Genomic DNA, 26,310 nt, shown 5'->3' on the forward strand with positions numbered 1-26,310 from the left:
TAAAAATCTAGCTCAAATCTAAGCTGACAGACACCATAAAAAATGGGTAACTGTCAGATCAAGTCTGAGCTACTACACGTAAAAGCGGCGGAAAGCCGCTTTTTAGTTGTTAGTTGTAGATAATTCTTATCGCTCTGGAAAAATAGTTTGCCAATCTCGTTTCATATCGATTATTAACCACCCTTGGTTATTTGCCTCATCAAGTGCTTTATCAAGAGTTCCAATTTGAGATTTTCTATCATATTTCCACTCTCTTTCTTCATCAGTATGGTGAATTATCACACTTAAACGCTTCCCTTCGGCTAGAGCGGTATATTGCAACATTTGTAAATCTCCATCAGAGTTACCAAAGGCGGCGATTGGACGTTTTCCTATTTGATTTAGTATCCCTATCGCTTTTTGTGTTTTGTTGTTCATGACTTTAAATTCAGGTTGTCGAATTATTTGTGCTTGACCATCTTTTATCTTCAGCGTTTGTTTTACCTGGCTACCTATGACCTGCTCTGGAGGAATATTATAAGCTAACTCAGCCCACGCTTGGATGAACTGAGTGTCACCGCCACTTACGATATAAGTTTTAAAATTGTTGTTTTGAAAGTAGGTTATCAACTCAATCATTGGTGCATAAACCATATCGATTGTTTTTTTACCCGTCTCCGGATGAATAGAATTTAAGACCCAGTTTCTGGCAAGACTTTTAAATTCATTGTTACTCATACCAGTTTGGGTGGTTAAGATGATTTTTTCAGCTGCATTTGGGCTGCTAGTTAATGCCCCCACAACATCTCCTTTGAGAAGAGAGGCGAAAGGCTGTTCAGTCTGCCATTTGGGATGGTTGGCTGCCATTTCCCCAACTCGACTAAAAGCAAACAGAAGTTGTGCATAAATCGGCTGTTCAGCCCACAAGGTTCCATCATTGTCGAAGGTCACGATGCGATTATCTTCCGTCACAAAATCGGCGGAACTAGGGTCGGTTACAGAAGACACGAAGGACAGGATTTGGTGTTTCACTTTTCCGTCATTCCAGGAGGGCAGTGGATCCGTCTGTGCCTTTACAAAGCCTGTTGTAACGGTAAACACCATAAGTACTTTTAGTAGTGTAATTATTGAGCAGACGTTCATTGTCTTATACCTTATCTATGTTGATGTAATGAATCAACGCTAACGTTTCAATCCTCCACTCAAAGTCTCCTAGGTGACAGATGCCAATGTACTATCACTGTACTTTTGCTGTAAGTATCACAACAAAAGACATTACAATGAAAAACTTTGACGGCAAAGTCGCAGTTGTTACTGGCGCTGCGTCTGGTATAGGTCGGGCGTTAGCAATAAGTTTAGCCAAAAGAAACTGTAAGTTAGTATTGGTAGATAAAGATATTGCTGGATTACAGCAGACAAAAGAAACGGTCTTACTCCATGATGTCGAGTGTTCAAGTCACGAGTTGGATGTATCTGATGCAAGTGCGTTTAATAAATTGGCTTTGGAAGTTATTAATCAATATGGCGCAGTAGATATGTTATTTAATAACGCTGGGGTTACTCTTGTTGATTCGGTTTCCGCTCAATCCTTAGAAGATTTTCATTGGTTAATGAATATTAACTTTTGGGGAGTTGTTCATGGTGTTAATGCATTTCTTCCCTATCTGAAAGAAGCAAACGAAGCCCATATAGTTAACGTCTCAAGCCTGTTTGGTTTGTTGGGTTTGCCTTTACAAAGTGCTTATAATGCCTCCAAATTTGCAGTTAGAGGTTATACAGAGTCTTTGAAGATGGAAATGGCAGGATCCAATGTAAATGTAAGCTGTGTTCACCCTGGTGGGATTAAAACGGCAATAACAGAAAACTCGCGTGTCGGAGACAAAGCATTGGGCATCCCCAAAAGTCAGTTAATCGCAGACTTTGAAAGAACATCTAAGACAACTGCAGAGCAAGCAGCAGCTGAAATATTGTCTGGTGTTGAGAAAAATAAGAGACGGATCCTCGTCGGGGGAGATGCTAAGCTATTAGACAAAATAGTTAGACTATTCCCGAGCAGTTATGAAACAGTCTTGGGGTTTGAAAAGAAAGTGGTTGAGCGCTATAAGCAAAGACAAAAAGACAAATCCTAGAGGCAAGTATGAACAAACTGCTTATTTTAGTCTTACTTATTTCTATAGCACCGGCTAATGCTCTTGCTAAGAAAGTGACGATAGACATTGGCGAAGTTATTGGTTTCGAAAAGTATGGTATTCAACACTTCTTAGGTGTTCCTTATGCTCAAGCGCCTATTGGAGAGTTACGTTGGCAACCTCCAGTCCCTATAAATAAATTTGTAAAACCAGTTGATGCTTCAAGTTATGGCGATATCTGTGTTCAACCGGGTGCTAAACCCGATTTGAATATGAGTGAGGACTGCTTGAACCTTAATATTTGGACTGCTAATACCAAAGCAAAGCTTCCAGTTATGGTGTGGTTCCATGGAGGAGGGTTTAAAACTGGCTCTAACCGAATATTAGGAACTACATTTGCAGCCAAAGGTGCAGTCGTGGTCGCTCTGAATTATCGTTTAGGCCCATTAGGTTTTTTTGCCCATCCAGAATTGAAATTATCTTCTGTAAACCCTGGTGTACTTGACATGGTTGCTGGCTTGAAATGGGTCAAAGAAAACATAAGTCACTTTGGAGGAGACGCTAACAATATTACTCTATTTGGTGTATCTGCAGGAGGTATGGCTGTGAATTTAATGGCCACAAACAAAGCTGCAAACGGTCTTTTTCATAAAGCTATTGCACAAAGCGGTTACGCAACCTGGCCATTACCGAGAACTTCAGGGGAAACTATTTCTCCTAACTCAATATCCGCCGAAAAGGTTGCTATTGATCTCATTACAAAAATTTCACCTGATACGAATTACAACAAAACCCAATTATTAGATTTATCGGCGACTAAATTAGTTAACGCAGTTGAAGGATTTGTGTTGCCAATTGTAGATGGCGAGTCTGTTGAAGAAGAGCCTGGTATAGTATTTCTCAAGGGGGAGCAAAATGACATCTCACTTGTAACGGGAGGCAATAGTTTTGAAGGCTCCGTTATGCCTTATTCAGGGGTCTCCGATGACGCATATATAAACTTACTTAGTGATGATTATCAGAATATCAGAAAACACTATGATGTTTATACTGGCGTTCCTGAGTCTTTGATTCATCAGTTAATGTGGGGAGAAAACCGCTATTTGTTATCTGCTTACGTGACTGCAAATGCGATGGCACGTCAGTCAAAAAATGCCTGGTTGTATTACGTCGATTTTGTTCCTGAAGAATATAAAGGAAAAACACTAGGAACAACTCACGGAAGTGATGCTCAAATGTTATGGAGCGGCCAATTCTCAGCTAACACAGAAATTAAAGCAGTGTCATTGAGGTTACAAAACTATTGGTTTAATTTTGCTAAGCTAGGAACACCTACTCAAACACCAGAAAATAAAGGTAATCCGCATTGGTTACGTTTAAACAAAACCAGTATACCTTGGCTATTAATAGGGCGCACAGATAGATTAGGGCCACTCAGCATAATTGAAAGACTCAAATTATTTGAAGATAATTATAAGCAGCGTATTCAACCATTACTTTGAAAGTAGCAGTTGTGATGAATTCGGGAGCGCGTAGTAATCTCTTTTGTTGCCATCACTATTTAATTTAGTTCTGACCTGTTAGATACGAGCGTTTACCTTTAAAACTTCTATTTTTCCCCGCCAACAGAGCCTGCAAAGTAGCTTGGCGACCAATCGCCTCTTTCATATATACCCAATCAACCTGAAGATGCATGGGTAAACAGCTGAAAATTATCATTGATCCGCGACGTTAAACTATCACCAATATCGGGTAGCGTTTCTTTGAAAAATTTCTCCAGTGCGGACCTGAAATCTCGTTTATTTTTGAAGTACACGCTCTTCCTCGCGTGCTCATTCATGACCTTCCACAGTCTTTCTATTGGATTGAGGTTCGGACTATAAGGCGGTAAATAATGCAGCTCAATATTGAGTGATATTGCAGCACTTTTCACTATCGCCGCCCGGTGATAACCGGCACCATCCAAAATGAGGTGTAGCTTTTGAGTTTGTGGGTATTTGTCTCTTAATTGCCCGAAAAACTGCACTATGCTTTCGCTGTTTACCCATTCATATTCATTGACCAACGCACTGGCAATGTTAGTGAGCTCCAACGCGCCAATCAGATTAAGTCGTGAACGACTGCCGGTGGTTTCTATGGCTTTGTCCTGACCTTTACGTATCCATCCGTGTGAGATTTTGGTTGCCTGAGTCGGATGAACGGCATCCATAAATAAAATGTGCTCCTCCTCGCCGCCGCAATGCGCTTTAAGAGCCTCATAAGCCTCAATAAAAGCCTGTTGCTTTGCCGTATCAAACTTATGCGGTACGCCTTTGGGTTTCTTGTAGCTAAAGCCGTTTTTTCGAAGCCATTTGTACATCCCCGCTACCGTATATTGAACGCCATATTGGTCCAAAACATAGGCCACGATTTGCTTGTTGTGGTGATAGGTATGCTGTGTTAAATGAGCGATTAATTCTGCGGTTTGCTCAGCAGATAACTGGCTTTGTGAACCGCCATTTTCAGGCTTGAGTTTCTCTGACAAGGTGTAATCGGAAAGGTGACGGCGGACCGTTGATTCATTTATCCGTAGTGCTTGAGAAATCATTGCCGGGGTCCTGCCTTCGGATGCAAGAAGTACTGCTTTGATGCGGTCACGAACACGCCCGTCACGCATTTGTGCATGCTGGATCTCTAGGGCTTGTTTTTGGTCATGACTAAGGAGTAGTTTCATAATAGCTAGCTTGATCCTCATTTCACTGAAAATCAAGCATCTTCATTGATCACGGGTATATGCTTACTTATGCAGTTTTTGGGGAGCCACTATCTCCGGCTGGACATACCTTTAAAGCTATTCAAATTCAAATTCAACATCACAATGGCAATATTTAACCTATAATCATGCAATAAGATTGGCTTAGATAGATAAGAATCTCCAGTTTTCGCTTGCTTTAGCTTTTCAGCAAAACATTTAATAGGATGATTTTATGAAATATTATGTATATCTAGCCTTTGTAAGTTTGGCTCTATTTTTTGCGACTATTCCTGTTAACGCTCAAACTAGACTTACAATAGCATCTGATGATTGGGCTCCTTATGAAATGGTGCAGGATAATGTTGTGAATGCAGGATTTAGTTTGGAAGTCATTCAAGCTGTATTGAGGGAGATGAATGTTGGAATCAATGGGAAGATTAGAGCATACCCATTTGCAAGATTGGATCATCATATTTTAAACGGTGATGTTGATGCCGCATTTAGTTTAAGTCGAAATGAAGCTCGGCAGGAAAAGTGTCATTTCCCCAGTGAATCATTGGTGAATTCAAAATGGGTGCTTTTTATACGCAAGGAAAATGAAGGGGCGTTGAAATTTTCATCTTTAGAAGATTTGAAGGGAAAAGGATTGGTGTCGTTAGAGGGTATGCATATACACCAGATTTTTGGCAATTTTTAAAAACAGAGAAAAATTATGAAAGCGTAACCCATGATGAACAAAACTTTAAAAAATTAAACTCTGGACGGATTGACTTCGTTATTGCTGAGTACAGTAATGCACTAATGCTATTGAAAAAAAAGGGATTATCTGATGAAATTAAACCCTTATTATCTCATCCAGTTTACACGACCGATTTGTACATTATTTTTAATAAGCAACGAATTTCTAAAGAGTTTGTTGATGGATTTTCGAGGGCTTTGAAAAACTATAAGTCAACTCGAAATTATCAAAGTTTATATCAAACCTACTTTTCACATCACGAGGCAGTGTCAACTTATCGAGTTGAGCCGAATAAATTCAACTAAACACTTCTTGACGTAAAGGTAAAAATAATTTTTTTCAGGTCTAAATTATGACTCATCATCTTGAGGCGTTTGGGCTATATACCCAAACAGCCTGATGTTGCTGGATTTTAAGCAGGAATTAACCAGTGTTTAAGCAAGGCATTGATTGCAGTTAATGGATTTCCCCTTTCCACAATAAATAATTCAGTATGAACGCGTTTAAAGCTTTTCCTTTTGGAGTTTCACTGTGCTCCAATACATTGTTGATCTAGTTTGAAAGGAACCTACATTACTGGTTAGGCATAGCTGTGGAATTTTGTTAATTTGTCGTTTAAGGTGTGCAAAAGTCATTTTAACTTACGCGTGAATTTGACAAATTTATATCGTAAAATTGGTAAGGCCTAAGAAAAAGATACTGCAGTTTATGGGGGCTGTTATGGAGTTTTTTTGTTGCTAACTAAAATTGATAGCAGTTGTGATGGATTTATTATTGATATTACCCTTGGTGGCAATCAGCCCAGCTTTGCGCACCTGAAATAACTGTAATTAGGATGAGCAGCTGAAATCAATGACATCATGCTTTTTGATTTATATGGGAACGGCAATCAGTAATCTTATTAAGATGTTTTAGCATATTAAATACAAAGAAAAACGCTATTTGATTACACTGGCGAGATCAGCCAAGCATATTGCGGATATTAGTAACTTCTACCGCGTCATCAAGGAAGTTTTCAGTGATATATTTAGCGCGAAGTGGGTCTTCAGGTATGATCATTGTTTCGGCAAAATCACCAGCTTTACCATCGATATGTGCAGTCATGAGTAATCCTCTTTTTTGATTACAACAGATAGTAATAGCATGATTGCATTTCTTGCAGGACATAAGTCCGCATAGGTTGATTAAAAGTGAGCTTACGGCAGCATGGCGTGACATAGGTAATAAAGCAAAAATCTGGTTTCTTAAATTGCAGACTCGGGAATACTTAGGCCACGGGCCCAACATAAGGACCTTTAACCATTTACTCTGTAGGTGTTTTGGCCAGTAGAAAAGCAAGTTCAGCAATATTGCTAACATGCATTTTTTGCATCACTCGTTGACGGTGCAGCTCAATAGTTCTTTGCGCGATGTTAAGTTCGTTTGCGATAACTTTATTGAGCTTTCCCTCTAAGACTTTTAGCATCACTTCGTGCTCACGCTTGGTTAATGTGGCAATGAGATTACTGACATTATCACGCTGGCTTTGTTCATTAAAGCTTGCAAGGGTTGCTTGTTTTGCCTTTTCTAACAAGATAACTAACTTGTCGCCATCCACGGGTTTTTCAAGAAAATCGATAGCACCTTTTTGGATACACTGAACTGCCATTGAAATCGTACCATGCCCCGTTAACATGATGATACTCATTGGGCTACCCGCAGTTTTGATGTTATCAAGTAACTCAATACCATCCATTTGGGGCATTTGAATGTCTAACATCGCAATGGCGGGTTGGCGTAAATCGATTGCATCTAGAAATGCTGTAGCACTAAGAAAGCTCTCGGTGGGTTTATCTAGGGCATCAAGCATCCAGCCTAACGAATCTAATACATCTTGATCGTCATCCACTAAATATAATTTACACATTACATTACCTCAATAGGAATAGATATCGCGATAGTTAACCCCTTAATAGGGAGTGAAAATTCGCCAAATTGATATTTATCTTTTTGCTGGTTATTGAAAGCACGAATTTTACCACCGTGCTCTTCAATAATACGTTTACAGACCACCATACCTAACCCTAAGCCATTATTCTTGGATGTTTCAAACGGGAAAAATAATCGCTCTAAAGCAGCTTTTGGTAACCCTGTACCCGAGTCAGTAATTGCAATTTGTGCAGCTTTATCATGCTGAAAAAGTCTGATGGTGAGTTGCATTTTTTCTTGTGGTAGGGCGCTATGACTTTCTTCAAGGGAGTCCAATGCATTTCGAAGTAAATTGACTAATACTTGCTGCATTAAGCTGGCATCACAATTAACCATGACGGAGGATAATTCCAGTTGAGGCTCTAACTTTAACCGTTTAAAGTCAGGCTCCATTAATTTTAAAGTGTCATCAACTAATTCTCTTAAATCCAATTGATTAAAGTCACTTGGCTGATGGCAGAATTCCCTGAATCGTTTGATAGTTGATTGCGCTCTATCAACTTGCAGAATCGTTTTATTCAAAGCATTTTTTATATCTTGCTGCTCTTCACCCAGGCGATATATGCAGCCTTGAGTGAGATAGCGTATACCAGCTAAAGGTTGGTTGAGTTCATGGGCGATACCAGACGCCATTTCGCCGGTTAATAGCACCCGTTGCGCACGGTAAAACTGTTGCTGCTGTGCAAATAAAGTTTTTTGAGTATGTTGATGCATGGCCATTTCATTACTTAAGGCTTGGGTTCGATTTACGACTAAGCGTTTTACTCTAAGGTGATGTAAATAGCCGAGCAACAGTATAATGCAGATAAAAATAAACCATGGAGTGACATCTTGTAGTAGCCGTTGCCAGTTTGTTACGAATGGCCAGCGCTTTAGTTTTTCCAGTAGTGTATATACGTGATTGTCTCTTACTGGTGATGACCAATTATGATACCTACCTGCAATAGCCTCACTATCTCCTGGTTGAATCTCGAGCAACGCTTTTACGATCTTCGTGGCAATTTTATGATCGGTATGCCCCAGTTTTGAAAAAGTAGAAGAGGGATATAGCTGACTGGATGTTTCGCAGTTAAATTGGCTATGCGCTTTAGGCAATAGTACATGTAGCTTATTCTCTGGAATTAACCCCTCTGATATTGCTGCTTCTAATACACAGCTGGGTAAAATAGCAATATCAGCTCTGTTATATAATACCTCTGTTAATAATTTATTTTGTGGAAAACCAATGAAGTTCAGGTTAGCAAAATCTTTCAACGGGTTTATGCCTTTGTCGATCATTTCACCAGCCATAATTTGAAAGCCACCAAATGCATTGGGGTCCGAAGATATTATCCTCAATGGCCGGAGATCAGCGAGGCGTTGAATCGAAACGTCTGTACGCGCTATGAGTGTTGAGCCAACGGCAAGTTCAGGAACTTGAGTATTTTGGGGTACCAAACTCAATAAATTTGTTACTCCATAATCTTTTTTTAAAGCAACGCTGATAAGTGCATTACTGATGATGAAGTCGAGTTGATCCGCCTCTACTTTCTCTACTAGCTGTATAGGGGTCAGGGTAACTAAAGATATTGGAATACCTGTCTGCTCTGTTACGCGCTTTAGTGTCGGAGCCCAGCGTTCATATACTGCGTTATCTGATGAAAAAGCCAATGCTCCGACAGTGAAATGCGGTATCTGTGCTTCACTTGGGGTGGCAACAATATCGGAGGTAAGCAGAGGTGTTGATAACGGATTAATTTGCTGTTCAGCGTTAGTACCATTTGCGAAAGCTATTCCTCCTATAGCCAGGGCGAAAAGGCTACTGAAACATAATAAGTTCAGAAGTTTTGATAAAAAAGCTATCAGCATGTAATTGCCTTAAAGGGGTGGATAAAAATTAATCTACACTCAACTTGTGTTTGTTGAAGTGTGCCGAAGTGACTTTTTTACCATCATCGTTTAGATACCATACAGCTTCGATATAGTCATGAGCATCAACGAATTCGATAGCTTCTTTTAACGGCATTAAGAATAGCATTGTAGACAATACATCTGCATAAATCTGCTGATCCGTAAGAATCACTGTGGTGGCAATACCTGTTGGTTTAGGTGCATTTGTATGTGGGTCAATTAAATGGTGGTACTGTTTTGAATTAACTTCAAAAAAACGTAAATAATTACCACTAGAAACAATCGTAATATCTATCCCTGAGACAACCTCGTGATACATCCCCTCAAAAGTAGCACATTTCGTTAACTGGTATTCACTCTTCTTACAAAGCGGATCTTCAATTGCTGTGACAAATTGACGTTGTTCAGGGTGCAATCCAAAATGGCGAATATTACCGCCAGCATTGATCATAAACTGCTTTACTCCGCTCTTTTTAAGTAGGTCATAAACCTTCTCGGTCATCCAGCCTTTTGCGATGCCGCCTAAATCAATTTTCATTCCTTTTTTCATTTGAATCGTATGGTTTTTACTATTTAATACGATGTCATTTATTTGAGTAAAGCTTGCCGCTTGATGCAGTGCTAAATCACTTGGAATTGAGCATGATTCAGGTGAGTTATTAGCCTTTAAACAGGTCGATCTTTTTTCACGCCATAAATCAATGACAGGAGACAATGCAATATTAAAATACCCATTACTTTTCTTATGCCACTCTATGCTTTCTGCAATTAATTCAAATAACTCAAAATCAATTTTATGTATTTTTTCAGGTGCTTCATTAATCGATTTTATATTCTTTACATGAGGGTAAGTGGAATAGTTGGAAGCTAAATAATGGTATTCCTGAATAACCGTAAGCGCATTACATAATATTTTTTCAGCATGCTTATCTGGGATATCAAAAATATCTATAGCAATAGTTGTTCCAAAATATTTGAGCGTGTCTAGTGTGTATTTATTTTCGTTATACCTTATTATGCTATTGTTTTTGCATGAGTAATACTCGTCTATTGTATTCTGGTCATATTTCGTTTTTGGTTGATAAATATCCAGCGCAATCAGCTCTTTTTCACTAGATAAAGCGCTAAAGCTTATCAATATAGTGATAAAAATTGAATTGATTAATTTGTTCATGTTTTGATTTACTCATTAAATACCTTATTTAGAAGTAACATATAAATAAATTTAAAATCATTAAAAACTCATCAAAGTGTTACCTGCTTCAAATTATTTGCTCTTAACTCAAAAAGCTGCGGTTTTCCGCAATTGTTGTTTTTTTCAGTCTATTTATCCTTTGGGGTAATTATTCATTGTGATTAAAGGCTGTACAAAATGACTATTCAAACTCCTGTTAAAAAAGGCATGACTATTGCGGCGCTCAGTTTAGTATCTATTGCACTATCAGGTTGTGCGTCTATTGAGAAGGAAGGCAAATATGTTGATGGTGTTCATCAGGTGCAAGGTAAAGGGAAAAAAAGCCAAATTGTTCTAGAGGTGAAAGTTGAGCAAGGGAATATTGTTGATATTCACACCCTGTCTCACAAGGAAACCGAGTCACTGTATTTAAACGCTGAACGCTTATTACCTAAAATTGTGAGTAACAATGGGCATGAAGGTATTGATGCTGTCTCAGGTGCAACTTATTCATCAAATGGAATTTTAAAAGCAATTAATGACCTACCAAGAGTTGATGGTTCAAAATCAGAATATGTAGCCGTTGGAGCGCAAGAAAGCTCTGTGGCTGAAGAATTCAAATTAAAATGGTCTATTCAGCCTCAACTTGGATTGCTCAGTGGTGATTATTATTATCAAGAAGCGCGTTTTCGCCAAGGGCATATGGGCAGCATGGCTGTCGTGACAAAAGTGGATGATAAAGATGATGTAATTTTTGCCGAATTTAATGAAAGTGGTCGACCAAATTATTACACCCGTCTGTACCAAAATGTTCCCAAGCGTATGTCTGAATATAACTTTTCAATGGGTAAAAAGAAGGGCGCTGCTTGGGTTCAATCTGCATTAACCATGGAAAAACTAATGGTTGAGCAAAACAAATTGACGTTTGAAGAAAACCCCAACTATGACCCTAAACTCGCCAACAAGCTGAAACAGCCAAATCGGCTCAAATATCAAGGTATTGATATTGTCGCAGGTGCTTCTAACAGTATTCAGCAGTCAATGATTCCACTAACTGCAAAAATTCATGATCAGATTCAAACCAAGGGAACGGATCAACTTTTCTACCAGCATGCTGAAAAAATACTTGATGACGAAGGTAATTGGACTGGCGTTACAGCCATGTTGCGTTTGGTTGTGGACAAAAACACCAAACAAATTGTTAAAGCTCACTTTGATGAAATTTTTGCCGATGAAAAAAACCAAATAAATGATGCCTCTATGAAGAAGTTTTATCGCCAATCTAAGTACGACTCTATCCATTATATAGAACCCTCACGCATCGGTTTCAATGTAATGATTGACGCATTAAATGCGCATCTTCAAGACGGTGGTTCATTGTTTGATATTGATGACTTACCGGCCACTGGTGATACGGGTAGCTATGCCGCAACAGGGTTTACTAAGCGTTCTAATGCTTGGGATGTGTACTTGAAACAAGCAGATATTCTTTATCAACAAATGCGAACAGATGGCGTGATAGTTGAGCATAAAAAGTAACTAATTATTAAATAATAAAGTTTAAGAGAGATGAACAAAATGAATATATTAACTGCAGCAATGATTGCAACTGGAATATTTGTATCACCACAGTTAATGGCTGACGACTTAGCCAAGGTATATGGCCGTATTGATTACTCAATCACTAATTCAGACAGTGGTTCAGCAACTCATAATGGTAAAAGTGGCACTGTATTAGAAAATAACTGGAGTCGTCTTGGTGTTAAAGGTAGCAGTCAATTAACTGAATCAACTAATGTGTTTTATCAGATTGAAGTTGGAGTTAATGGTGGTTCACAGGATAAAGGCAGTAACCCATTTTCTGCTCGTCCTACTTTTATTGGTGTTAAGCATAACAGTTTAGGTCAACTTGCAGCTGGTCGTATGGATCCTGTATTTAAAATGGCGAAAGGCACAGCGGATGCGATGGACATGTACTCAATGAAGCATGATCGCTTGTTCGCTGGAGACAAACGCTGGGGAGACTCTGTTGAGTATAAGACTGCTAAATGGAAAAAACTCCAATTTGGCGCAAGCTATATCATGGAAGACAACTACTATAGCGCCGAAGATTTACGCAGAGATAATGGTAATTATCAAGTAGCGGTGACTTATGGTGATAAGCATTTTAAATCAAGCAACCTGTATCTGGCGGGGGCATATACTGATGGTGTTGAAGACATCAAAGGGTTACGTGCAGTTGCCCAGTATAAAGTAGGTAACTTAATGTTAGGTACTATTTATCAAGCATCTGAACTTGTTAACCCTTACAAAAAAAACTGGGAACAACGCGATGGTTCAGGGTTTATTTTAAGTACTAAGTATCAGATAGATAAGCTATTATTGAAAGCTCAATATGGTCAAGATGACTCTGGCACGGGTAGAATTGCCAATAAGATTTATGACCAATATGGAGAGTCTGTAGAGGAGGCACCAAAGGTTACACAATGGGCAATTGGTGTGGAGTATCGTTTGTCAAAATCAACACGCTTACACTCAGAAATTGGACAGTTTGATGCTGAACATTACGACGATTTTGACGACACAATCGTTAGTATTGGTATGCGATACGACTTTTAGTAATTTGTGAAATTTCATCAGACACAAGGATGTGTCCAATTATAAGCAATTGCGCAATATTGCTATAAAATTTGTGTAGACCTTGAGGATATAGACAAAGTGCTTCTACCATCTCTGTGTTAAATATTGTGTGAAATACAAAGGCATCACGATATTGGTTTGTTCTAACGCTGATGAACCTTGTGTTCCAGTTAACTTAAAGGTTTTACTTGGAGTACATTTTTCAACGTAGGATGCCAACGATTTTGCTCTTGTACGTTTACCACTTTTGACTTCAACAGGGACGATATCGCCTTCATCGGTCGCCAAAATAAATTCGATTTCGGCGCGAGCGTCATTCCATGAATAGCTTGGGTCAACGCCAATGGCAGTGAGTTCTTGCTGTACAAAGTTTTCTGCCACATAGCCTTTGTATTCATAGTTTTGTTGCTTAATCCCTTAATAGCTATCTTTCTTTTTTGCAGCTTCTAGCTTGCTTATTACGGGTTCCTCATTTTGAGATGGTTTAGTCCTATACTTTTAGACCTCGCAAACTTGGTCAGTATTCACCTAGTTAGTATGTGATTGGTCTTTAATTTATTGGCACACATAGTGAGTAAATATGCGTATTTTGGGGAATGAGTTACTTAGATAAATTGCATACTTTGTCAGACTTAATTGATGAGGCGTGATGTTCAAATTCGTTTGGATGGAGCAAGTCATTAGTCGTGGTTAAAGCATCTCTAATGTCGAAGCTAAACCAAATGAGTCAATGTCTATTCAATTGTGGTCGATTTTGATATTAGATTATTTAATCCATAAGTCGCTTCCAATCGATGATTTTCACCAACGTTTTTTACGTGACTTATCTAAATTTGGTATACTTTGTATTACAAAGTTGGTGACCAAAAAAGCGAACAATGACCTAAAAAGTGGCTCAAAATGGCTAAAAGTGATACTAAATGATATGAGTCTGTGTTTTATTCAAGTTGTTGTTAATAAAGTTAATATCGTTTAATGTTGAGCTGATTCATTTGATATCGATTAACAACATTTGGTCTTCTCGCGGTCTCCAAAACCGATGGTTGCGGGTTCGAGTCCTGCCACCCCTGCCAAATTTAGAAGGCCTAGCAGAAATGCTAGGCCTTTGTCTTTTCTGGCATTTATCAATTTTTTACTTTCTTCTACAGCACCAACTCCTTACTTCATAAAACCTCAATTTTTTACATGGTGACCAAATGGTGACCATGACCTTTTCTATCATGGTCCTCTATGTTTAATTCTCGTCTTTCAAGTGAGTGTAAACTTTGGCGTTTTGCAATGAGATTAACTAGGTTAAAAGTCGTAATTTGATCTACCTGTATGGCAGGTTCAATTAAGGGCTGTTAAGTTGACACTATCAGCAATCTTATTGGAAATTCAGTATTTGAGTAACGTTCCTTAAAGTGTGGATATGATCCATCAAACGTGATTGTTTGTAATAATTTTTTTGCATTATTCTAGCTCTATTGATTTGAAGGCTCGCATAGTTATTAGCATTTATTTTCATAGTGCCTCCATGGGTAAAGCTATCGCTAAAGCCTCTTGGGATCTGGAATTAACATGTGCTAGCCGTGCATATATGAACTTTTTTATACCGTCTTGCCTTACCCTAAGCTTGGTCTACTTTTTGAGCTGCGCGGAAGCAAATTAAGTTGAACAAAGGATATCCACATGAACAAAATCGTACCTAAAAATGAGTTAGTTAATTTCATTGGCACCAAAGTTGAACCAAGCGATTGGTATGAAGTTACCCAAGAACGCATTAACGAATTTGCCCACTGTACAGGCGATGACTACTTCATGCATGTTAATCCAGAAAAAGCGTCAAAAACGGATATGGGTGGCACCATTGCGCACGGCTTATTAACGCTAGGCTTAACACCTTACATCATGGCTAACTTCCCAATACCTGAGAATATGCCACATGGTTTTAATTATGGTTATGACAAGATTCGTTTCCTCGCACCGGTTCATACTGGTAAACGAGTACGTATACACGGAGAAGTGAAGGACGTTATTTGGAAGGATGAGCACAACTGCAAATTCGTCACAGCGTTAACTGTTGAAATTGAAGGTGAGGAAAAGCCAGCGCTATATGCTGAATGGATCCTTTACTACGAGACCGGTGAATAAGATTGCAGCCCCAATATCACTCGTATATTGGGGGATATATATACAAGGCTGGTTTATGTAGTGGTTATTCCACATATATCAGTGAATAAAATTTAAATTTAGAAGGTCAACAGACCTAATTACGATTCATTATCTGAGGCTATACATATGAACAATACTTCAAATACTCCATTAGACGGCATCCGCGTTCTTGATTTCACCCAGGCTGAGCAGGGCCCTGCTGGCACTTTAATGCTTGCTGATTTTGGTGCCGATGTGATCAAAGTCGAGCGTCCAGGTGCAGGTGATCTAAGTCGACATACTGTTGGTGGAACCTCTGTAGAGGCATTGAACAACCCGACCTATGTAGCCATGAATCGTAACAAGCGTTCGATGGAAATTGATACAAAAAGTGAAGCTGGAAAGCAGATTATTTATGAGCTTGTCAAAGAGATGGATGTGGTTGTAAACAATTTCCGCCCTGGCGTAATGGATAAGTTAGGCCTTGGCTATGAGAAGCTCAAAGAGATTAATCCAGGCATTATTTTTGCTTCGGCAACTGGCTACGGACCTGTCGGTCCCTATGCTGAAAAACCAGGTCAGGATATGGTAGCCCAAGCGTTGTCTGGTGTTATGGCTGTCACCGCGGACGCTTCAATTCCATCATCGATTTATCCAACAGCCCTATGTGATTACACAGGCGCAATGCATCTTTGTCAGGGCATTATGGCCGCGTTGATTGGTCGAGGCAAAACCGGTAAAGGTCGAAAAGTGGAGGTGTGTCTTTATGACTCAATGCTTTCGATGCAAATGCAAGAAGCCGCCTACTGGAGCAAATATAAACAGGTTCTGAACTGGGCTGCAATGCCACTTGCTGGTCACTTTATGGCTACGGATGGACCGATTGTGGTGATTGGCGCATTTATGCCTAACCCACTAAAAGCGATGTGCGCTGCATTGGAAATAGACGATCTGACCGTACCTTACCCAGATATGGCTTCTCAGATTAAAAACAAAGCGCTTATACAGAACACACTTCGCCAAGAAATTGCTAAATACACAATGGCTGATGCTTTGGCTCGTTTTGATGGACAGGATGTACTTTGTGCTCCGGTAAGAACACTAAGTGAAGCAATGGATGATCCGCAAACGAAGATTAACCATATGAAAATCGAAATCGATCACCCTATTCTTGGCAAAATGGATGTAGTGGGTTGTCCCGTTCATTTCGATGGCGAAGCAGTTAGCTTGCGCCACATGGCTCCACAGCTTGGTGAGCATACCGAAGAGATACTACGCGAATTTGGTTTGGACGGTAAGAACGCTGGATAAGTGTCCAGTATGACATGAATTAGGGCGTACTTAATTGACGATTGTTCATCCAATGAGGATGAATGCAGGCTTCCTCTACGCAGATTACGCAGATTTAGTTAGAGGAAGTCTGAAACGAAATTAAGCAAGCCGAACCGCAAACAATAAAATAGAGTGAGAAAAACCATGACGACTAGTTACCAAACAATCAATACATTTGAAAAAGATAATATTTTTTACTTAGAAGTAAACAGACCCGATGAGCTAAATGCATTGAGCAACACGGTTTTAGCAGAAATGTTGGATGCGATAAAAAATATCGATGTTACAAAATATATTGGCGTGATTCTAACTGGCTCTGGCGAGAAATCTTTTATCGCAGGTGCAGATATCACTGGTATGTCTAAAATGACGCCGGAAGAAACCGAAGCCTTCGCTAAACTCGGGCAAGATGTGACTATCGCAATGGAAGACTTAGCGCTGCCTATGATTGCTTGTGTTCATGGCTTTGCACTTGGCGGTGGATGTGAAATGGCCATGTCATGTGATTTTATTTATGCTTCAAAACAAGCCGTTTTCGGACAGCCTGAAGTTAAATGGGGTGTATTACCTGCTTTTGGTGGAACACAAAGACTGCCAAAATACATTGGTCGCAACCGAGCAAAAGAGCTTATCTATTCAGGCACGTTTATCGATGTTGATAAAGCCTATGAATGGGGCTTAGTGAATAAAATAACAGACGATAAAGCAAGCTGTTTACAAGCTGCTGTTGACTGTTTAAAAGTGATCGGCAGAAATGGCCCACTTGCTGTTGCAAGTGCAAAAGAAGTGATGAATGCGGGCAATGATATGTCAAATAAAGACGGCCTAAAACAGGAAGGTGAAGTTTTTGGCATCATTGCTAGATCTCATGATAAGGCGGAAGGTACTAAGGCATTTGTAGAGAAAAGACACCCAGTGTTTACAAGAAGCTAAATGGTGAGGGTGTAACTTGCGTTACGCCCTACCTATATTACCTAGACCCCAATAACTGGACCTGTTAACCCATCCGTTTGTTGATGAATACTGGCATCACAAGCTTACCAACAGACGGAAATACCAAGGTTAGTAAAAAACTAACGGGCGTGGGAGTCAGTAGGCTCTGGAAGCATTGCAATCACAGCAATTAAAGGAAAAGATATGACATACCAAAAACTACGCGTAGAGATCGCTAACAACGTAGCAACCGTGTTCCTGGTTAACCCACCGATGAACGTCATGACACTGGATATGAGACGCGAGTTGGACGAGGTCCTGACTAACCTGGAAGCTGACCCAGAAGTCGCGGTGCTTGTACTCACAGGCGACGGTGACCGCTCTTTCGGCACTGGCTCAGATATCCAAGAATTTCCTGGACTGTTGGCAGACGGCGCAGTCGTTTCTCGCAAGCTTGCGCCTGAGAACGAAACATTCACTAAATTCGCCAATTTCCCGAAACCCACAGTGGCGGCTATTGAAGGCTTTGCGCTAGGCGGTGGTATGGAGCTCGCAGCTGGCGCCGACATCATCGTGGTTGGCGAAAACGCAAGATTTGGCCTGCCTGAAATTAAACTTGGCGCCTTACCTGGCAGTGGTGGCACAGTACGTATCACACGCCGTATCGGTATTGGTCGCGTCAGTGAGTTGATGCTACTGGGCGATATGGTCGATGCACAGCAAGTACTCGCGTGGGGCTATGCCAACCGCATTGCGCCCAAGGGCGAAGTGCTGGCGCACGCGCACGAATTTGCTGCCAAGCTTGCAAAAGGTCCGAAGCAGGCCATGTGTGCCTGTAAGCAAGCGTTGCGCTATGGCATGTACTTGCCTGAAGAGCAGGCGATTGCGAAATTGCTTGGTGTGATAGATGTGCTATCTCGCACCAATGATCTCCACGAAGGTGCCGACGCTTTCATCAATAAGCGTACACCTGACTTTAAAGATCCGTTAGACACGTCAAAATTCGTTGGCTGTATTTTTCCAAAATAAACGAGCTCCCTACGAAGCAAGGGGCGACGAGATTCAGCTATGAGGCTTGAGTTTCCGAGTTAACGCCAGATAAATACATTTTGAATGTTAACGAGTCTACATAATATAAAACCCATTCGTTATTAAATGAATGGGTTTTTTATTGCTTTACTTTTGTGGGTTGCTGTTAGCTTTTTTCAAACATCTTATTCATAAAACGGTATGCAATAATGGCTCGACAAGCCTGTGTTTTAAATGATTAAGCAAAGCTTCGTTACATTTTGATTGCCTCTCATTAAAAAATGAGAGGCACTCACAATCCTGAGACATCAAACCCGGTAAGCACTCATTATGACAAGTTAGAGGGCCTATTTCTTAAACTGCCTCGCGAGCCTGCTTTGTAAGCGCTTGCAGGTCGGTTTTACCGGTAGCCAAGAGCGGCATCTCATCGATGAAGTAGATATGGCGCGGATGGGAATATGCAGCACCGTGTGCGATGTAGTAATCAATGAGCTCCTTCTCGCTGAGGGTTGCCCCGACGTTGCGCACCACAAAAGCCACCGGAACCTGACCTTTCACTTCGTGGGGAACCGGCACAACACTGACATCGCGTACTTCAGGATGAGTGGCGAGAATGTTCTCGACTTCGGCCGGAAAGACATTCTCTCCCCCTACATTCATCTGGTCGTCGATACGCCCCTTAAAGGTAAACCAGCCGTCGGGGGCGCATGACACGATATCTCCGGTATACACCCAACCATCGCGGAAGCGTTCTGCCTGAGCATCTGGGCGGTTGTGATAGCCGAGCGCGTTGCATTCGCTGCGCACGATAAGTTCTCCCTCCTCTCCCTGTGGTACTGTGTTGCCATCGGTGCCGATGACCTTACACTCGAAGCCCGGAAGCGCGCGACCGATCGTGCCCAGTTTGTTTTGCCCACGTGGATTGAGGGTGATGATGGGACACTCCGTTAAACCGTACCCTTCGATCACATCAACATTAGGTAAAGTTTGCACCAGTTCGTCAAGAAGCGTGCGAGTCATAGGAGCAGACCCCACGTTGATGAACTCGAGGCTAGAGACATCCGCATGTGGTTTTTGTCGTGCAGCAGCCAGAATAAGCTCGTACGAGGCCGGTACACCGGTGGTGTATGTGCAGCGGTGTATATCGATTTCATCAATCACGCGATCCGCGTCGAACTGTTTGAGAATGACTACCGAGCCTCCCTGGCTCAGGCACGGGAGTATTCCCGCAGCAGTAGCGTTCATATGGAATAGCGGTGTTGACAGCAAGACCCGTGAATCCTGATTGATTCGGTTGGATTCTACTAGAAGCTGAGCGGTACGTATTAGTCCATGGTGCGTAAGAAGAACCCCCTTAGGGCGTCCGGTCGAGCCTGAGGTGTATGCCTGTATGCAGAGGTCATTGCCAGCCGAACCATGATCGCAGCGTTCGGGTGAAGATGAAGCTAACCAATCCTCATAGCTTAGAAGTGGCCCGTGTTCTGCATCGACAACAATACCAACTTCGGCGCCTCCATCGGACAGGCAAGCGAGGACCGATTCGGTTTTCCCAGCACTGCCTAATACGATGCGGCTCTCACAGTCTTGGGCCAGATCTGTATGTTGTTGCGGCTTGAGCTTGAAGTTGAGAGGAGTTGCTACGGCGCCAGCTCTGATGATGCCGAGCATAACTTCGGGGAAGCGAATGTCGTTTTCGAAGATGACGAGGACGCGTTCAAAGGGCTTAACACCGAGCGAGATCAGTCCATTGGCAACCCGATTTATTCGCTCCTCTAGCTCAGCATAGGTAATCGACCGCTCCTCCTGGATGAGGGCGATTCGCTCCGGATAAAGGGATAGGCCTTTGTCGCACAGATGTGCGAGGCTGAATGCGTCTTTATCGAACATATTCGTCATCTCCATTTCACTGATAGTAATTTTGACTTTGACCATAATTCTAATCCAATCAGAGTGGTGATGATATGGTCAAGCAAAGAGGCACCCAACTGGGTGACTGCTCATGTTGCCACGTATTTACTCTTTAACAAAACACTTTCTACCATTGCTGATCTTGCTTTTATGAGCAAACCAATACCGCTATGAAGGTTATGATTTGACTTCGATTTTTTAATACTATGTGTCATCAACAAATAGGCTCGCCAGTAATTAAATGCTCCACCCAACATTATTGTTTATGATAATCTGTAGATATTGCTTATTTAATCCAACCTTATGAAAACTAGCTTTTATAACGTCAATGCGGAATCATTTTATAACGATACCGTCGCAGTCGATTTGTCACCTTTGTATGACTTGTTTTTACCTTTATTAGCCCCCTCAGGGCATATTATTGATGCTGGGTGTGGCAGTGGTAGAGATAGTTTGTATTTTCTACAGCAAGGGTTTGCAGTCAGTGCTTTTGATGCCAGTGAGCGTTTGGTGGAGAAGGCTTCAGCGTTAACGGGTCTAGATGTTGAACTTAATACGTTTGAGCACTTCAGAACAGAAAAGTTAGCCGATGGCATTTGGGCTTGTGCTTCATTATTGCACGTTGCCAGTAACGCATTGCCTGCTGCATTTACAAACTTGTCTAAAAACTTAAAAGACGGTGGTTATCTTTATTGTTCCTTTAAATATGGCAATGATGATGTTGAGCGAGGAGGGCGTTACTTTACCAACGCAGATGAATCCAGACTGACTATGTTTATTAAACATACCCGTTTGCATATGGTTAAAACATGGATAACCGCTGATGCAAGACCTGATCGGCAAGATGAAAAATGGTTAAATGCGATTCTGGTTAAAGGCAATCGCAATGAGCCTTGATGGTAAAGTTATTGATCAGGTTTTAGCTCGCTTTGGATACCAGTTAGTTGATGTTGTTGAAGTGGGGCGTTTATATCTATTTAAGGATCCACAGGCCAAATCAGTACCATCAAATTTATCCGCTATTTTAATTGATGACTTGTTGTCCTCACTTAATCCTGCTGATTTTGTAAGCACACAAATGATATTTTTTCTGCGATAAGTAAATACGAGTAATACTAAATCTAATATCTATTTACCACCATACTTCGATGCTGGTTTCGCTGATATTTCTGTAAAGCCTCCAGTTGCTTACTCAAGCTGCGGACTTGCTCCACAACCCTTGTCAATGCTTCAGAATCTTCCTCTAACTCAACAATATCAGCGTATACCTTTGTTGCTTGGACAATCAAATGTTCTGCTTGAGAAAGCTCTCCCAAATCAATTTGCTTGCCGATAAGCTGCCGAAAGCTATCGAATAATAACTGCAGCATCATGGCATCATTAAGATTTTGTTCTAATGGCTTTTGGGCTTCATCATAAGTAAAGGCTGAGACTAAATTAGCAACGGTTTCGATAGACGTTGCCCCGACAAACAAAGCACAAATTTCACGATGGGATTGAAGCTTTTTAGCTATTTTATCGGCAAATGCTGATTTATCCCATTGTCGCCCGATGGATCGAAATAAACTCATTTTAGTCCTCTACCTCTTTGCCTATACATGCCTAGGCACCAACCGAATAATCAACCTAGCTGCAAATCCTTACAGTCAAACTTTAACCTTGTGCTGATAACAAGGCTAATTTACGCGTTAATAGCTGGCCTATTGTAAGTAAATTCAACACTATTAGCGCTGCAAAGAGCTGTTTGTTCTGCCTTTATCATCCGCAGTTGAGGTTACATGTAGAGTTTTCGTTCAACGGGTTCGATTGATAAGAGTTCACGCCAGTCATCAAGCAAGATGGCAGTCAGTCGCCCAAAGCTTCTGTAGTAATCTGTTTGTGCTTTTGCCTCGATGGCAGAGAGGAAATTACCACTCCAAGGCAGTAAGTGTTCCTTTAGTAGTGTTTCTATAGGCAGACTGTTTCCATGCTCCGCAGCATTGTCAAACAGAACGCCGAGCGCACCCAATATCAAACCAATATGATCAACCGGCTGATTTGACTCTAGGGTAAATTCGATCTGGTTTTGTTGGCAAAACGCCTTAAAAGCCAACGAGGTTTCGCCAAACAAATAGTTGCCTTTTTCGGTATAAACCGATCCCCAAGGGTAAGCCTCTAGCTCTCCGGGGCCGACGAAAAGACGATGATAGTCGACACTCACGTCCTGTAGACTTTCGTGCTTTAAGCTGTCTTTTAACTGTTCTATCGGCGCTTCATTTGAGCGATTAAATGTCGGCCAACAGTCTAGAATATCTTGCTGAGTTAATTCGCTAAGAATGCTTTCTGTTGGTGCTTCATAATAAATACGATTCAAGATACGGCATACTGCGGCTGCAAGTTGATAATCTGTTTTTGTAACCATGTGACCATTTCCACCTATTCAATAAGCATCATTTTGCTCAGCACTTCCGGCAGCAATGACACTTTCATTGACAACAATAATTGTTGTTTACTTCAATTACCCAATAAAACCCTCTGATGCATCGATTGACTTACCATCAACTGATACACAGAGGGCTACATAGAAATAGCGCCAATTAAGCTGACGCCTATTTCCACATATCACGCTTAATTAGATCTCGCGAACATTAATAATTCTAGCGCCTTGGTTTTCATTTTTATGTGCTTTAACGACCCAGTTAGGCGAGGTAATGCCGGAATCAGGCAGCGGTTTAACATCGGCATTGTCGCCATACTTGGCTCTCAAGTCCTCAATTAAGCCAAACTCCAGTGCCCTATGGGTACATGAATCAACACAAATAGGTTTAAGTCCTTTTTCAACTCTGTCATAACAACCATCACATTTGGTCATCACTTTTCTAGCTGCATCCAATTGTGGTGCATCATATGGGCAAGCCCGTGCACAGCTCTCACAACCAATACACATGCTCTGTTCAACCAGAACAAATCCGTCACTGCGACGCTTATGCATAGCACCAGTAGGACACGCCTTAACACACACAGGTTCAGAGCAATGATTACAACCAACCGAAACGTTATACGCATAAACATTTTGCGTATAAGTGTCATCACCATTTTCGACGAACCCGCCCCCCGCATACTCGTACACGCGACGCCAGAGAATGCCTAGATCCATATCATTTCTGTCTTTACAAGCGATCATGCACGTTTTGCAGCCACTGCACGTTGAAGTATCAACGTAAAAACCATATTGTTTTGTACTATTCATTTGATAAATCTCCCCTTATAAATCAGTCTTGGTACTTATCCAGCACAATGCTGGCTGGCGCTGCAGAAATTTTCACACGACATGTGTGTGAGCACATTGATTTCACAAATGGCGAATAAAACGGACCAAGCAAGGTGTTTACACACCCGCCAATATCAATCCCGTTATCGTTCAACTGTCGCCATGAACCCTGTGCTTTCTGCAGTACACCCGGTAAAATTCTAGGGGTTACTTTTAGTCGAGCGGCAATCTTGCCACTCATTGATTCAACAATGACAATTTGTTCATCTGACAACCCTAATTTTTGGGCATCGAGCGGGTTCATCCAAACTGCAGATTGCATCGCTTCAGCCAACCAGATGTTGTTATGATTCAGCGAGTGCGTACGACGCTTGTCGTGAGACGTCACAAACTGAAATGGATAGTCATGTCGGGTGTCTTCATCTTCATAACCCTCATGAGGCGTGAAATACTGCGGTGTCGCAGGCATTTTATCCTTGGGATCAGGCTGGGTTGTCGCCAGTGCCATCTCACGTAAGGTCATCGAATAGATTTCAACCTTGCCACTTGGGGTATTAAATTTTGTCCCTGGCAATAAATCTTTGTGGACGAGTTTGGTTCCTGGACGATAAAAACGCTTATGTTTAATTTCTAGAATCTCATCGTAATGCGGGAATTCTCCAGAGCCGTCATCATGATGAGAATATCTTTCTTCCCATAGTTGCCTCTTCCACTCCTCGTCCGTTTTACCTTCGGTATATTCATCCCATATGCCCAATTTTTTAGCCAACTCGCAGTGCATGTCCCATGCGGTTTTAGCCTCAAACGCTGGTGTTATTGAAGACGTTGCCGACATAGGCGTGATGGTATTTTCAGTTTGGGCAAAACCAACATCATTCTGCTCAACATCCATTTGGGCTGGCAGGATAAGATCACACCAGCGTGTCGTCGGAGTATGGAAAATATCAAAAGCGGCAATAAATTCACACTTGGATTCATCGCTATAAACCCTCTCGCTATATTCAGCACCTTGGGTTTGGTTAACCAAACTATTACCACAAGCACTCCAAATGAACTTAATCGGCATTGCTAAGCTTTTATCTGGGGTACGGTTGCCCGTCATAAAGGCTTGCTTTTCCAATTGCTCGAACAAGCCATGCTCTTTGCCATTAAACTCAGTACCCAAATCAACCGCTAATGCAATGTTTGAACTTTGGACCATCTGTTTAACTTTGTTTTCCAATAAAAAGTTAGGGCTGGTGGCGACTGGCACTGCGTCCGGTCTATATACACCACAAAAACCACCATTACTGGTACCCTCTTTGCCAATTTTGCCAATTAACCAAGGCAAAATCATCACCGCACGTACAGCCTGCTCACCGACTTTTGAACGATTAAGTCCAAGACCTTGCAGGATGAATGGTCGCTGTGCTTCATGCAGCTTTCTTGCTAATCGTTTAATGGTCTCTTCTGGAATGCCTGTAATTTTGGCTGCGCGCGCTGGCGTTTTAGGAATGCCGTCGTTAAGACCCCTGATATAATCCCTATAAGGTTCTTCATCTTGTATCTCGTCAAGCATAGTATCTTGTGTCCAACCCATACAATGCTCACGAACAAAGTCTTCATCAATCCAGCCATTTTCATCTAACTCATGAATCACGGCTTCAATCATGGCGGTATCTGTGCCTGGGCGGATCGGCAGCCACTCGGTTTCGATCCCCAAAGCACTATCGGTATACTTAGGGTCCACAATCCACAGCTCTTTGCCTGCGGTGTAACGAGTCCAAGCGTAACTGTTGCCGCCACCCGCCATTTGACATTCACGGGGGTTGCTACTAAAGGCTAAAATAAAGTCACTTTTTGCCATTTGGTCATACGAACTACCGCGCATCACACCGTCAGTTGCAAGGCCCGCCCATCTGAGCTGTGCCGCACTGTATCCACCCTGAGTTGCCGTAAAACCGCCAAGAAGATGGAACAGTCTCATTGAGTGCGGTAGCGGATAGGCAAAACCCCCTTTGCCATCATTGCCGGCAGAAATAAACCCACCCCCAGTTGCTTGGGTGAAATGAATCGCTTCATTGCCATACTCATTGATAGTGTATTGAATTTTCTCAGCAAGGGTAGTAAGCGCTTCGTCCCAACTGATCCTTTGCCATTGGCCACCACCACGCTTACCAATTCGTTTCATCGGATATTTCAAGCGTTCAGGCGCATAAACACGCTGACGGGCAGCGCGGCCCCGAGGACAAGCGCGCGACTGCACTTGGCCATTCTCACCATCAATCACGTCGTCATCATTTTCGGTTTCAACCCGAGTCATGATGCCATCTTTTGAATAAACTTTAAGTGGACACATTGATGCACAGTTACCTGTACAGAAGTTCCAATCCATCACCTCATCTACAGGTGCAACTGGCGGGACTTTATTTGGCTCATCTGAACTGGTTTTACAACCGGTTACCGTTGCTGCACAGCCAAGTGCTGCACTCG

At 41.6% G+C, this 26,310-nt stretch carries 21 protein-coding genes and 3 pseudogenes; 11 read left to right on the forward strand and 13 right to left on the reverse strand.

Features of this window, described 5'->3' with window-relative positions; all coding sequences use genetic code 11:
• Nucleotides 1-126 precede the first annotated feature (126 nt).
• Nucleotides 127-1,083, reverse strand: a complete 957-nt coding sequence (locus ORI98_RS17750) for an HAD family phosphatase (protein ID WP_306136101.1) — start codon at nt 1,081-1,083, stop codon at nt 127-129.
• A gap of 176 nt (nt 1,084-1,259) precedes the next feature.
• Between ORI98_RS17750 and ORI98_RS17755 the strand changes: the two genes are divergently transcribed.
• Together ORI98_RS17755 and ORI98_RS17760 are read left to right on the forward strand one after the other, a co-directional pair.
• Entirely contained in the window at nt 1,260-2,108 is an 849-nt protein-coding gene (locus tag ORI98_RS17755; RefSeq protein WP_306136102.1) for an SDR family oxidoreductase, read from the forward strand.
• An 8-nt stretch (nt 2,109-2,116) separates the two neighbouring features.
• Nucleotides 2,117-3,610, forward strand: a complete 1,494-nt coding sequence (locus tag ORI98_RS17760) for a carboxylesterase/lipase family protein (protein WP_306136103.1) — start codon at nt 2,117-2,119, stop codon at nt 3,608-3,610.
• A gap of 176 nt (nt 3,611-3,786) precedes the next feature.
• On the opposite strand, the gene ORI98_RS17765 is transcribed toward ORI98_RS17760, so the two are convergent.
• Entirely contained in the window at nt 3,787-4,821 is a 1,035-nt protein-coding gene (locus ORI98_RS17765; RefSeq protein ID WP_306136104.1) for an IS630 family transposase, read from the reverse strand.
• A 253-nt stretch (nt 4,822-5,074) separates the two neighbouring features.
• Between ORI98_RS17765 and ORI98_RS17770 the strand changes: the two genes are divergently transcribed.
• Nucleotides 5,075-5,539 (forward strand): ABC transporter substrate-binding protein, encoded by a 465-nt coding sequence (locus tag ORI98_RS17770; RefSeq protein ID WP_306136105.1) that lies wholly within the window; start codon nt 5,075-5,077, stop codon nt 5,537-5,539.
• Between the two features lie 828 nt (nt 5,540-6,367).
• Here ORI98_RS17770 and ORI98_RS17775 read toward each other — a convergent pair.
• The 5 genes and pseudogenes from ORI98_RS17775 to ORI98_RS17795 form a co-directional block, all read right to left on the reverse strand.
• Nucleotides 6,368-6,499 (reverse strand): annotated as a pseudogene (locus ORI98_RS17775) (ISAs1 family transposase); the annotation flags it as partial.
• A gap of 45 nt (nt 6,500-6,544) precedes the next feature.
• Nucleotides 6,545-6,685: pseudogene (deoD, locus tag ORI98_RS17780) on the reverse strand (purine-nucleoside phosphorylase); the annotation flags it as partial.
• Between the two features lie 199 nt (nt 6,686-6,884).
• A complete protein-coding gene (locus ORI98_RS17785; protein ID WP_306136106.1) occupies nt 6,885-7,487 on the reverse strand; it encodes a response regulator transcription factor in 603 nt (200 codons plus the stop codon).
• The gene (locus ORI98_RS17790; RefSeq protein ID WP_306136107.1) at nt 7,487-9,397 is read right to left on the reverse strand and encodes a PhnD/SsuA/transferrin family substrate-binding protein; all 1,911 of its coding nucleotides are present in this window, start codon (nt 9,395-9,397) and stop codon (nt 7,487-7,489) included. The genes ORI98_RS17785 and ORI98_RS17790 overlap by 1 nt, the downstream gene beginning before the upstream one ends.
• A gap of 28 nt (nt 9,398-9,425) precedes the next feature.
• The gene (locus tag ORI98_RS17795; RefSeq protein ID WP_306136108.1) at nt 9,426-10,613 is read right to left on the reverse strand and encodes an FAD:protein FMN transferase; all 1,188 of its coding nucleotides are present in this window, start codon (nt 10,611-10,613) and stop codon (nt 9,426-9,428) included.
• Nucleotides 10,614-10,811: 198 nt separating this feature from the next.
• Here ORI98_RS17795 and ORI98_RS17800 point away from each other — a divergent pair, with 198 nt between their 5' ends.
• Together ORI98_RS17800 and ORI98_RS17805 are read left to right on the forward strand one after the other, a co-directional pair.
• Nucleotides 10,812-12,152 carry an FMN-binding protein gene (locus ORI98_RS17800; protein ID WP_306136109.1) on the forward strand — a complete coding sequence of 447 codons (1,341 nt, stop codon included), beginning with the start codon at nt 10,812-10,814 and terminating at the stop codon, nt 12,150-12,152.
• A 39-nt stretch (nt 12,153-12,191) separates the two neighbouring features.
• On the forward strand, nt 12,192-13,232 hold the full coding sequence (locus tag ORI98_RS17805; protein ID WP_371931190.1) for a porin: 1,041 nt from the start codon (nt 12,192-12,194) through the stop codon (nt 13,230-13,232).
• Between the two features lie 105 nt (nt 13,233-13,337).
• On the opposite strand, the pseudogene ORI98_RS17810 reads toward ORI98_RS17805, so the two are convergent.
• Nucleotides 13,338-13,667, reverse strand: a pseudogene (locus ORI98_RS17810) (DUF4143 domain-containing protein); the annotation flags it as partial.
• A 1,257-nt stretch (nt 13,668-14,924) separates the two neighbouring features.
• Between ORI98_RS17810 and ORI98_RS17815 the strand changes: the two are divergent.
• The 4 genes from ORI98_RS17815 (at nt 14,925) to ORI98_RS17830 (ending at nt 18,680) form a co-directional block, all read left to right on the forward strand.
• The gene (locus ORI98_RS17815; RefSeq protein WP_306136111.1) at nt 14,925-15,386 is read left to right on the forward strand and encodes a MaoC family dehydratase; all 462 of its coding nucleotides are present in this window, start codon (nt 14,925-14,927) and stop codon (nt 15,384-15,386) included.
• A 147-nt stretch (nt 15,387-15,533) separates the two neighbouring features.
• The gene (locus tag ORI98_RS17820; protein ID WP_261299659.1) at nt 15,534-16,697 is read left to right on the forward strand and encodes a CaiB/BaiF CoA-transferase family protein; all 1,164 of its coding nucleotides are present in this window, start codon (nt 15,534-15,536) and stop codon (nt 16,695-16,697) included.
• Nucleotides 16,698-16,862: 165 nt separating this feature from the next.
• The gene (locus ORI98_RS17825; protein ID WP_306136112.1) at nt 16,863-17,651 is read left to right on the forward strand and encodes an enoyl-CoA hydratase/isomerase family protein; all 789 of its coding nucleotides are present in this window, start codon (nt 16,863-16,865) and stop codon (nt 17,649-17,651) included.
• 204 nt (nt 17,652-17,855) lie between these two features.
• On the forward strand, nt 17,856-18,680 hold the full coding sequence (locus ORI98_RS17830) for an enoyl-CoA hydratase/isomerase family protein (protein ID WP_306136113.1): 825 nt from the start codon (nt 17,856-17,858) through the stop codon (nt 18,678-18,680).
• Nucleotides 18,681-19,034: 354 nt separating this feature from the next.
• On the opposite strand, the gene ORI98_RS17835 is transcribed toward ORI98_RS17830, so the two are convergent.
• Nucleotides 19,035-20,612 (reverse strand): class I adenylate-forming enzyme family protein, encoded by a 1,578-nt coding sequence (locus ORI98_RS17835; RefSeq protein ID WP_306136114.1) that lies wholly within the window; start codon nt 20,610-20,612, stop codon nt 19,035-19,037.
• A gap of 279 nt (nt 20,613-20,891) precedes the next feature.
• On the opposite strand from ORI98_RS17835, the gene ORI98_RS17840 reads away from it, so the two are divergent.
• Both ORI98_RS17840 and ORI98_RS17845 read left to right on the forward strand, forming a co-directional pair.
• Nucleotides 20,892-21,485 carry a bifunctional 2-polyprenyl-6-hydroxyphenol methylase/3-demethylubiquinol 3-O-methyltransferase UbiG gene (locus ORI98_RS17840; protein WP_306136115.1) on the forward strand — a complete coding sequence of 198 codons (594 nt, stop codon included), beginning with the start codon at nt 20,892-20,894 and terminating at the stop codon, nt 21,483-21,485.
• Entirely contained in the window at nt 21,475-21,687 is a 213-nt protein-coding gene (locus ORI98_RS17845) for a hypothetical protein (protein WP_306136116.1), read from the forward strand. Before ORI98_RS17840 ends, ORI98_RS17845 begins: the two co-directional genes overlap by 11 nt.
• A 22-nt stretch (nt 21,688-21,709) precedes the next feature.
• On the opposite strand, the gene ORI98_RS17850 is transcribed toward ORI98_RS17845, so the two are convergent.
• The 4 genes from ORI98_RS17850 to ORI98_RS17865 all read right to left on the reverse strand — a co-directional run.
• The gene (locus ORI98_RS17850) at nt 21,710-22,159 is read right to left on the reverse strand and encodes a hypothetical protein (RefSeq protein WP_261299653.1); all 450 of its coding nucleotides are present in this window, start codon (nt 22,157-22,159) and stop codon (nt 21,710-21,712) included.
• Between the two features lie 203 nt (nt 22,160-22,362).
• Entirely contained in the window at nt 22,363-22,989 is a 627-nt protein-coding gene (locus tag ORI98_RS17855; protein ID WP_261299652.1) for a molecular chaperone, read from the reverse strand.
• 210 nt (nt 22,990-23,199) lie between these two features.
• A complete protein-coding gene (locus tag ORI98_RS17860; protein ID WP_261299651.1) occupies nt 23,200-23,817 on the reverse strand; it encodes a DMSO/selenate family reductase complex B subunit in 618 nt (205 codons plus the stop codon).
• Nucleotides 23,818-23,839: 22 nt separating this feature from the next.
• The coding region (locus ORI98_RS17865) for a molybdopterin-dependent oxidoreductase (RefSeq protein WP_306136117.1) at nt 23,840-26,310 on the reverse strand (2,471 nt) is incomplete at its 5' end.

It is taken from the genome of Shewanella sp. ULN5 (assembly GCF_030731885.1).
GTDB lineage: Bacteria > Pseudomonadota > Gammaproteobacteria > Enterobacterales > Shewanellaceae > Shewanella > Shewanella holmiensis.